Raw genomic sequence first — 8,909 nt, forward strand, 5'->3', positions numbered from 1 at the left:
GCGTACGGCTTGCGTTCACTCACCCGGCCATCTCAACACGTCCACGCCCACCAGGCAGGCATAACGCTACAGATTCACTCGATCACACTATGACATCAGGGGCATCGACCCGCAGACCGCCCTCTCACTCATCACGCGGGTGCCCTGGGCCGCCGGGACGAACAGGGTCCAGCCGAGCTCGGAGCCCCACTCGTGGGCGATGGCGGGTTCGAGACGCTTGCCGTCCGCGGTGACCGCGCCGTCGTGCAGGCACCGGACCACCCCGGTCTCGGCCGGGGACAGGCAGGTCGCTGCGTCCTGCCCAGCGGCGCACTCGAGCGTCGCGGGGTCGAAGTGACACAGGCGCGGGTCGTCGATCAGTCCGTCCTTGAGGCCGTAGAGGTCGTCGCAGGCGGCCAACGCGGGCCAGAGCCGTTGTTCTTAAAGTCCACGTGCTGCTGATTGTTCGACGGCAGGGCGGCCCGTAGCGAGTTCGGGCACGCTTGTAGATCGTGGAGCGGCTAACGTTCAGCAGCCGGGTGATCGAGGACACGGTGGCGTCGGGCTGGGTGAGCGCAAGGCGCGGGCGTGCCGGATCAGCTCGCGGACGAACTCAGCAAGGGCGGCGAAGACGTGGAAGACGAGTCGGCCGCACTTCGCGACGGTTACGGCGCGGTCGAACCGTCGCGCCTCCTAGACGTGACGGTGCGAAGCAGATGCTGATCTCGTGCAACAGGTAGGCGCACTTTTTGATCCTTGGGTTTGTGGAAGATTTCGACGAGTTCATCCAGGCACGGGGAGACGCGCTCCTTCGCTACGGCTACGTGCTTGCCGGGAACTCCGAGGACGCGGCCGATCTCGTGCAGGAGGCGCTGGCACGACTGGGTGATGCCTGGTTCCGTGTGCGCCAGAAGAACGACCCCGAGGGGTACGTGCGCACGATCATGGTCAGACTGCACGTCAAATCGTGGCGTCGCCGTCATCGTGAGGACCTGGTCGCCGCCGTCCCTGATCATGGCGGACTCGACCAGTACAGCGACGCCGCCTTGTGGGCCGCTCTTCAGGAGCTGCCCCGCAGGCAGCGAGCTGTCATCGTTCTTCGCTACTACGAGGACCTGCCGGACCAGGAGATCGCCGAGATCCTCGGTGTCTCCCGAGGGACCGTACGCAGCCAGGCCGCCCGCGCCTTGGACAAGCTCCGGATCAAGCATGCTTTTCAGGAGGCACGATGAGAGACGAACAGGATCTGATCCAGACCCTGCGCGCAGCCGCCGATCAGGTGAATCGTTGCGATCTCTCGGAGGGCGTGGCCAAGCGACGGCGCGCAAGGCGTACCAGGCACCGGGTGCAGGTTTTGCTCGCGGCGGTGGCAGTGGTGGCGATCGCGGGTAGCGTGACGGCAGTCCTGTCCGGCAAGGACCGGAAGGAACCTGAACCCGCCGTGGCGGTCAGCCCTTCTCCGTCCGTTTCCGAGGCGTTCGTGCCCGAGACGAAGCCGGTCGCCGAGTTGTGGCCACAAGCGGTGCTCAAGGTCCCGATGAAGAACTCGGAAGGTTGGAAGGTGTACCCGGTGACCGGCCTGAGTGCCACTGAGGTGCTGCTGGTCGCGAATTCCCGGTTCGAGAAAGCCGGGCGGCTCGAGATGTTCGACTCGACCTCGGGGAGGAGCCGCGTGCTCGGTTCCATCCCCAGTCCCCAGAAAAAGTACTACCCCCAGCTGTTCGCGGTGGGTTCTGAGTACATCGCATGGTTCGGAGAAACGCCCCAGGACTCCGATGACTGGGCGGATTTCTGGATCATGCCCAGACAGGGCGGCACAGCCCGGCGCGTCGGCGAGGTCGACGCCGACGTCGAGAAGATCGCCGTCACCGACGGCTTCGTCGTGTGGTCGGTGCGGGAAGGCGGCATCTACCGCATGCCGCTGAGCGGTGGTGCCCCCGAGCGGCTGCCCGGCACTGACGGGCTCCACCTGACGGCCTGGCCGTGGGCCGCAGGCCGGGCCGGCGAGCGCCCGGACGCGAACCAGAATCGTCTCGTCAACCTGGAGACCGGCCAGTCATTCGATGTCTCGCTGCCCGAAGGTGTGCAGGCGATGCAGTGTCATGCGCAGTGGTGCGTCGGCGCCCTGGACGGGCACGTGATCAGGCAGCGCATCGACGGGTCCGAGCGCGAGAGCCTGCCTCAGGGGCTGCGCCTGAACCACATGCGCTCGCTGCTGGGTGACCGATACGCGGTGTTCAGGGTGTATGACCCGGATCGCAACAAGACCGGGGTGCCGATCGCCGTGGTGTACGACCTGGAGACCGGCGTGTTCGCCGGAATCGGCAGACGGTCGGGCGGCGTGCTGTCCGGCAACATGGCGGTGGGCGCGTCATCCTCCGCGCCTTCCGCCACCATCTACTGGGACGCCGACGAGAAGTCTCACGAAGAGTGCGGCCACACCACCGGTTGCGCCGTCAAGACGCGTGGTGGCGGTAAGGAGTACACCGTGGTGAACCTGAGGGCCGTTACCCGATGACCACCATCGTTATCTGAGGTTGTCAAGCGAACTGGCTGGCCAGCCGCTTGGACGTCTGCCAGGCGCGTAGGCGAGTAGACCCAGCATGCCGAGCACGATGTGGTCCCGGCGCGAAGGCACTCAAGCATCTGGAGGGGGCTGGCCCCGAAGCGTGGGCACCGGCTGTCATGCGGCGAGCAGCACTCTATCGACGGTCTGCTGCTCGTAGTCGATCGGGCTCAGGTAGCCGAGGGCGGAGTGCCTTCTGCGGGTGTTGTAGCGGGCGATCCATCTGAAGACGGCCAGGCGGGCCTCGCGTGCCGAGGACCAGTGCTTGGCGCCTTGAAGCGTCTCGCGTTTCGGGGTGGCATTGCAGGACTCCGCGGCGGCGTTGTCGGCGCTGGACCCGACGCCGTCCATGGACTGGCGCACGCCGAGCTCGGCGCAAACTCTGGAGAGCTCGGCCGAAGTGCACTGGACCGATCTGCTCCGGGGACCACTCGTTGTCGAGCAGTTCGATCACCATCTGGCGCAGCACCGGGTTGTCCTGCAGGGCGGACGGTTTTGGGCGGCGTGCCCGCTCTTGAGCGCGTTGCTCAGCGACTGACCGCGGACATCACGCCGATCAGGGATGATCTCCCTCACTTCACCCGTCTTGTCGCTCTATGCTGTCCACGCCGTCCGGTACCAGGTGATCCGCTGAACCCGCCCAGCAGCGGATGCCCGACTCAGGCGGGACAACGGTCGATTGCTGACTGGCCGGGAGGTGCCAAGGGGCAGGCCGATGACGCTAGGGTGCCGCGTCATGCAACGTTTGTCAGCTGCGCTTGCAGGTGCGGTGATCGGAGCAGTCTTCGTTCTCGGAGTCGAAGACACTCTGGGCACGCCCGCGGCAGTCGTTCTTCGGGTGGCTGCCGCTGTGCTGCTGGCCGGTGTCGCGGTCATGTGGCTTCTCGGTATCAAGGTAGCCCAGGAGGGCGGCACCGTAGTGGAGAGCGGCGGCGTCCTGCGGCGCAGGTACGCCGTCGTCGTCGCGGCCGAGGTCGTACTGTTCCTCGGCGGCCACACCCTGCTCGGTGACGCAGGATCGCCGGACCGGGGCGCCGCGGCGTGGGCGGCGTCCGTGGCGGGCGTGCACTTCCTCGTGCTTGTCGCAGTGTGGCGGGAAGGCGGCCCCGCGATCCCCGGCGTGATCCTCATCCTGATCGGCGTCGCGGGGCTCGCCGTGGCCGACGCGCCGGTTCCCGAGTGGGTACCCGGGCTGGTCGGCCCGCTGGCCGGGGTGACCATTCTGGGCGGATGCGCCGCCAGTTCCTGGCGCACGCTGACGTCCATGCGGGAGCCGGGCCTGCGCTCGCTGAGAAGTGGCGGGGATGGACCGGCACGGAGATCCGGCGGCGGCCCCGTCGATGGCTCGTAGGCGCTGCCCGTCGTGACGGTCGAGACGTACGGGCGCTCATCGCCAGTCGCGGCACTCGGCTGCGAATGAGATAGAGGTGGTCGCATAGTGAACTGTCACCGATTCTCAGTGTCGACAAGCCGCACTAGTAACGCTCCGTATGCCTCGTCGGCGGTGACGTTGAGGTTCTCGAGGGGCTTGCCGGTCCCGCTCGGGCAAGTCCTGCGGCAGGCTCGGTCACTGCGGTGGATGCCTGTGGTCCGCAGAGGCCTCCAGCCACTGGTTCAGGCTGTCCACGACCTCGGTGATATCGTTGGTGCCCATCTGCTGCTGGAAGGCCGCGCAGTTGTCCGCCCGGTCGTCGATGAGCATCGCGTCGACGAAGGTCATGCTGGTTTCGACAGTCTGAACTGGACCCGATTGTCACTAGATTCGGGCGCCAGGGAGCGTTCATCCGTACATGATCTGTGCACAGGGCATCACGAAACGGCCGCGCAAGAACCGCGCACGCCAGCACCCCAGGGCGGCGGTCACCTTGCTGTGCAGCAGGGCCCCCGCGATCGGTGCCGCCATTGGTCTCGGTGCTGGGCTCGCTCGGCACCCGGCACGGCGCCGACAACATCACCGGGACGGGCCCCACTCGCAGCGGCGGGGGCGCCGCTGGTCAGGGGGCGGTCGTTGTGGTGGGTGCTTACAGCGATCAGTTCTCCTCGCCAGTACGGTTGGCGGCCAGCTCGGCAAACGGCAGCGGGTGGTCGGGGCAGGTGCAGTGGGTCAGGTTGTCGCAGCCGGCGCTCACCACCGCGCTCAGCGCCGCCCGGATCGTGGTCAGGTCGGCATGCTGTTCAACCCCCGCATCCCGGCCGATCGCGGCGTACAGATCGACCTTCGACGAGAGCATGAGGACGCTCCTTCAACACGAAGCGCATCCAGCATCTCACTGTAAGCCACGCCATGCGGTCAAACTCACGAACAACGACTTCACCGGAACGGGCTGCGGTCACACCTCACGAGCAACCGCGGTCAATTCTGCCGAACCAAACCACGTGCGTTCCGCAACGTCGCCGCCGACGGCGAGATCGCCGGCTTTCAGCTCCTTCTTCGCATGCCTAACTACCGAGGGTGTGGGGAAGCCTGATTGACGGCGTGGCCATCAGGGTCGGCGCCCGCGAGTGGGACGCGGAACAGCCTGTGTGGACCCTCCAAGGACGCACCTTCACCATCGCCGAACTGCGGGCCTCCACCGACGTCCGCTGGCAGCTCGACGATCCGGCCACGATCTTCGTCCCGCACCCCGGGTGGCCTGCGGCCCGGCGGCCACGACGTCGCCGTGGACATCGCCCTGCACGCTCTGTATATCCCGGCGGGGTTCCAGCCCTCCGTCTTCATGCCGAGCGGAAGGTCACGCTGAGAGAGCATGAAGTACGGCGTCTCGCTGTACAGCTACACCGGCGATATGAACACGTCCTCACCCTGGACGACGCCATGGCCCACATCGCCGACCTGGGCGCCATCGGATCGAGATCCTCTGCGGGGGGAACATCGGCGGCTACCCCGCGCCCGCCGACGACGGAACGACGCCTGGCACCCCGGTCTCGCCCGGCACGGGCTGGAGGCCACGAACTACGGTTCCTGGATCGACTCGCGCATGTGGCGGGACCGCGACCTGACGGTCGAGGAGGGCTCGGCGATGCTCGCCCGCGGCCTCCGGCTGGCCTCGACGCTGGGCTTCACCAGCGTGCCGCCGGAGATCGGCGTGGTGTCGATGGACCTGCGGCCGCACCCGATCTGGGAGCCGGTGATCGAGCGCAACCTTGACCTGGCCGCCGAGCGGGGCATCGTCATCTGCCCTGAGATTCAAGCGCCCACCCCGATCAGACACCCGGTCGTGGACGGCTACCTCGCCTTCATCGAGCGCACGGGAACGCCCTGCTTCCGCATCCTGATCGACATGGGGGGAGGGCTGGCGCAAGCCGCTCACCGTCCCCATGGAGGACCTGGTGGCGGTCCTGCCGTACGTTGCCTTCGTGCAGGCCAGGTTCTTCGACATCGACGACGACCTGAACGACCGGCAGATCCCCTGGCGGGAGATCGTCCAGACCCTGGTCGAGCACGGGTACGACGGTTACCTGTCCAGCGAGTACGAGGGGGATCGGGCGCCGTGCCGCCCGATCGAGCAGGTGCGTCGCCAGCACACCCTGCTCCGGAGGCTGGAACGCGAGCTCCGCGAAGAGGCCTGACCGCGGCGCAGCACGTCCGCGCGGGCATCCTCGGCGGCGGGTTCATGGCCGCGGTCCACAGCCCGGCCGTGCGTGCCGCGGGCGCACGGCTCGCCGGAATCGCGTCGTCGAGCCCGGCCCGCTTGGCGCAGGCGGCCCGCGACCTCGGGGCCGAGACGGCGTACGCGACCGCGGCGGAGCTGATCGCCGCCCCGTCCATCGACATCGTGCACGCCTGCACGCCCAACGCGACCCACTACACGCTCGCCGCCCGCGCTGGAGTCGGGCAAGCACGTCGTCTGCCAGAAGCCTCTCGCGCTCACCGAACAGGAGGCGGGCACGCTGGCCGGCCTGACGAAGCGGCGCGAACGGGTGGCCGCCGTCCGTTCGTTCACCGCCACCACCTGATGGCGCAGGAACTGCGCGCCCGCGTGCGCGGCGGCGAACTCGGCAGGCTCGTCACCGTGCACGGCACGTATCTGCAGGACTGGTTGCTGGAGGCGGACGCGGGCAACTGGCGCGTCGACGCCGTGAACGGCGGACGCTCGGGCCTTTGCCGACATCGGCTCGCACCTGGTCGACCTCGTGGAGTTCATCACGGGGGAACAGGTGAGCGCACTGAGCGCCGCCACCGCGATCGTCCACCCCGACCGCAGCGCAGGACCGGTTTCCACCGAGGACGTCGTCGCACTCACCGTGCGCCTCACCGGCGGCGCGGTGGGCACACTCCTGGTGTCGCAGACGGCGGCCGATCACCACAACGTCCTCAGGATCGAGCTCGTGGGCCTCTTGAGCACGATGGCCTTCGTCCAGGAGGTCCGGAGACGCTGCGCATCGGGCGGCGGGGGACGGTCCCGGTCGTCTCACGCGGTCCTGGACCGCTGTCGATCCTGCCCGCCGGGCACCCGATGGGCTACCAGGACGCCTTCAACGCGCGTTCGTCCGCGACGTCTACGCAGGCATCGCGGGGGAGTTGCTTAAGCGGGTGCCGACGTTCGACAACGGATCGCGGAGGAATGTGGTCACCTCGGCCGTGCTGAGGTGGGCGAGACGTCCGCCTGGGTGACGATTAGACGATGGCGGGCCAGCGGCCGCCCGCCAACGGGGAGCGGATCGCGCTCTGCGGGGTGAGGCGCCGTAGTTGTAGAGCGGTGCGTGACAGCTGGTGCTCCAGTGCCTGGTTGCGCCTGGGCCTGTGGCCGGTGAAGGTGGCGATCTGAGGTGTCGTTGAACGGGGTCTGAAACGCTTCTCGCCGCTCGATCCAAGTAGAGGTGTAAGGGCGAACGACGAAGGGAGCGAGGCCTGTGCGCCTCCACGAGGACCCCGTGGCCTTTGAGGCCTTCTATCGCCGTCACGTCGATGCCGTCATGCGTTTCGTGGTCCGGCGGGTGAGCGATCCTCACCTCGCCGCTGACCTGACGGCGGACATCTTCCTGGCGGTGCTGGACTCGGGGCACACCTACGTGCCCGGCCGGGGTAGCGAGCTCGCTTGGCTCTACGGCATCGCACGTAACGTCGTATCCGCCCAGCACCGCAAGGCGGCCATCGAGGCGCGGGCGGCCAGCCGCGTCGCCGGTCGCCGGCTGATGGACGACGACGATCTCACCAGGATGGAGGAGCGGATCGACGCCGAGCGCCGGATGCGCAACGCCTTGAAGGCCATGCAGGCCCTTCCCGGAAGCGAACGCGCTGTGCTGGAGCTCGTCGCGATCGATCAGCTCACCGTCACCGAGGCCGCCAAGGCTCTGGGCATCAGGCACGTGACCGCACGCGTCAGACTGCACCGCGCCCGGCGCACCCTCAAGAACATCGCCTCGCCATCGGCCGCGTACCAGGAAGGACGGATATGACCAGCTTCGAAGATCGCCTTCTGCGTGCGCTCAAGGACGAGATCACGACGAGAAGGGCAGAAGATCGAATGACAACTGTGACACCCGTACGACGCACCCGGCGCATCGTGGGACTGGCCGCCGCGGTGGCGGCGGCCGCCACGGCCGTGGCGATGGTGACCGGCGTGACTGGCAGCGCGGCGTACGCGGTCTCCAAGGGCTCGGACGGCACCGTCGAGGTGCAGATCAACTCGTTCGTCGACCCCGAGGGCCTGGAGTCCGAGCTGGCCGAGGCCGGGATCACGTCGGTGGTGGACTACCTGCCCGCAGGCCAGACCTGCAAGCAGCCCCGGGGCGAGAACGGGGCCGCGGACGGGAAGTTCGCCGCGGGCATCAGCAAGGCGGGTGACGGGATCGCCTTCGAGATCAAGGAGGGGGAGGTCCCCGCGGACTCCACGCTGGTGCTGGCCGTCACCAAGAGCGAGGACGGCGACTCCGAGCCGCCGTCCACGGTCTCCCTGCAGATCGTCAAGGGGACGGTCGCCCCCTGCGAGCCCACTTCCGCGCCCACGATCCCGCCCGCTGACAACGAAACCGGCGCAACCACGGACAAGCAGGACAACGGCCCCACCCTCGACCAGGGTACGGAGGAAGGACAGGGCGTCACCAACAAGAACGACTGACCGCCCCATCCGAACGGCTCCTCACCCACAGAGCCGTGACTTCTCACCGGTAGACCGCTGGTCCGGCGACCTCCCGCCGGAAGAAAGCGAGTCCGCCCGGCGGCCCCTCCCGAGCAGCGGGGGCCGCCGGGCCTCCCGTCGTCACGATACGTCATGATCCTATTACGGTCGCTCAAGGCCACCCGGCGAAGACCCGGAGAAGACCAGGGCGGACGCGGTGAATCCGTGCACGTGATTGTGCCCGGCTACCGGCCCCACCTCGCCGGCCGCGAAGACCCCGCCACCCCGATAGCCCCAGCGTG

At 68.0% G+C, this 8,909-nt stretch carries 10 protein-coding genes and 4 pseudogenes; 9 read left to right on the forward strand and 5 right to left on the reverse strand.

Annotation, left to right across the window (positions count from 1 at the left end):
* Nucleotides 1-87: 87 nt before the first annotated feature.
* Nucleotides 88-399, reverse strand: a complete 312-nt coding sequence (locus tag ACBJ32_RS59075) for a tannase/feruloyl esterase family alpha/beta hydrolase (RefSeq protein ID WP_375134354.1) — start codon at nucleotides 397-399, stop codon at nucleotides 88-90.
* 344 nt (nucleotides 400-743) lie between these two features.
* Here ACBJ32_RS59075 and ACBJ32_RS59080 point away from each other — a divergent pair, with 344 nt between their 5' ends.
* Both ACBJ32_RS59080 and ACBJ32_RS59085 read left to right on the forward strand, forming a co-directional pair.
* The gene (locus ACBJ32_RS59080) at nucleotides 744-1,211 is read left to right on the forward strand and encodes a SigE family RNA polymerase sigma factor (RefSeq protein WP_168022156.1); all 468 of its coding nucleotides are present in this window, start codon (nucleotides 744-746) and stop codon (nucleotides 1,209-1,211) included.
* Nucleotides 1,208-2,497 (forward strand): hypothetical protein, encoded by a 1,290-nt coding sequence (locus ACBJ32_RS59085; RefSeq protein WP_375134356.1) that lies wholly within the window; start codon nucleotides 1,208-1,210, stop codon nucleotides 2,495-2,497. Before ACBJ32_RS59080 ends, ACBJ32_RS59085 begins: the two co-directional genes overlap by 4 nt.
* Nucleotides 2,498-2,662: 165 nt before the next feature.
* Here ACBJ32_RS59085 and ACBJ32_RS59090 read toward each other — a convergent pair.
* A pseudogene (locus tag ACBJ32_RS59090) lies at nucleotides 2,663-2,953 on the reverse strand (transposase); the annotation flags it as partial.
* A 430-nt stretch (nucleotides 2,954-3,383) separates the two neighbouring features.
* Between ACBJ32_RS59090 and ACBJ32_RS59095 the strand changes: the two are divergent.
* Nucleotides 3,384-3,896, forward strand: coding sequence for a hypothetical protein (locus tag ACBJ32_RS59095; RefSeq protein ID WP_375134357.1), 513 nt, complete (start codon nucleotides 3,384-3,386; stop codon nucleotides 3,894-3,896).
* A 216-nt stretch (nucleotides 3,897-4,112) separates the two neighbouring features.
* Here the strand turns inward: ACBJ32_RS59095 and ACBJ32_RS59100 are convergent, their stop codons facing one another.
* Together ACBJ32_RS59100 and ACBJ32_RS59105 are read right to left on the reverse strand one after the other, a co-directional pair.
* Complete coding sequence (locus ACBJ32_RS59100; RefSeq protein WP_375134358.1) at nucleotides 4,113-4,265, reverse strand: hypothetical protein; 153 nt, start codon at nucleotides 4,263-4,265, stop codon at nucleotides 4,113-4,115.
* A 310-nt stretch (nucleotides 4,266-4,575) separates the two neighbouring features.
* Nucleotides 4,576-4,776 (reverse strand): hypothetical protein, encoded by a 201-nt coding sequence (locus ACBJ32_RS59105; RefSeq protein ID WP_375134359.1) that lies wholly within the window; start codon nucleotides 4,774-4,776, stop codon nucleotides 4,576-4,578.
* Between the two features lie 93 nt (nucleotides 4,777-4,869).
* On the opposite strand from ACBJ32_RS59105, the pseudogene ACBJ32_RS59110 reads away from it, so the two are divergent.
* Nucleotides 4,870-5,162: pseudogene (locus ACBJ32_RS59110) on the forward strand (DUF6379 domain-containing protein); the annotation flags it as partial.
* Between the two features lie 336 nt (nucleotides 5,163-5,498).
* Here ACBJ32_RS59110 and ACBJ32_RS59115 read toward each other — a convergent pair.
* Nucleotides 5,499-5,720 carry a hypothetical protein gene (locus tag ACBJ32_RS59115; RefSeq protein WP_375134360.1) on the reverse strand — a complete coding sequence of 74 codons (222 nt, stop codon included), beginning with the start codon at nucleotides 5,718-5,720 and terminating at the stop codon, nucleotides 5,499-5,501.
* A 143-nt stretch (nucleotides 5,721-5,863) separates the two neighbouring features.
* Between ACBJ32_RS59115 and ACBJ32_RS59120 the strand changes: the two genes are divergently transcribed.
* From ACBJ32_RS59120 to ACBJ32_RS59140, 5 genes and pseudogenes are all read left to right on the forward strand, one after another.
* Nucleotides 5,864-6,115 (forward strand): hypothetical protein, encoded by a 252-nt coding sequence (locus ACBJ32_RS59120; RefSeq protein ID WP_375134361.1) that lies wholly within the window; start codon nucleotides 5,864-5,866, stop codon nucleotides 6,113-6,115.
* A pseudogene (locus tag ACBJ32_RS59125) lies at nucleotides 6,037-6,502 on the forward strand (Gfo/Idh/MocA family protein). The gene ACBJ32_RS59120 and the pseudogene ACBJ32_RS59125 overlap by 79 nt, the downstream one beginning before the upstream one ends.
* 150 nt (nucleotides 6,503-6,652) lie before the next feature.
* Nucleotides 6,653-7,075 (forward strand): annotated as a pseudogene (locus tag ACBJ32_RS59130) (Gfo/Idh/MocA family oxidoreductase); the annotation flags it as partial.
* A gap of 324 nt (nucleotides 7,076-7,399) precedes the next feature.
* Nucleotides 7,400-7,945 carry an RNA polymerase sigma factor gene (locus ACBJ32_RS59135; RefSeq protein WP_375134362.1) on the forward strand — a complete coding sequence of 182 codons (546 nt, stop codon included), beginning with the start codon at nucleotides 7,400-7,402 and terminating at the stop codon, nucleotides 7,943-7,945.
* A gap of 68 nt (nucleotides 7,946-8,013) precedes the next feature.
* Nucleotides 8,014-8,607: a hypothetical protein gene (locus ACBJ32_RS59140; protein WP_375134363.1), complete on the forward strand. Its 594-nt coding sequence runs from the start codon at nucleotides 8,014-8,016 to the stop codon at nucleotides 8,605-8,607.
* The last annotated feature ends 302 nt before the right edge of the window (nucleotides 8,608-8,909 follow it).

Source organism: Nonomuraea sp. GTA35 (assembly GCF_041950525.1).
Taxonomy (GTDB): domain Bacteria; phylum Actinomycetota; class Actinomycetes; order Streptosporangiales; family Streptosporangiaceae; genus Nonomuraea.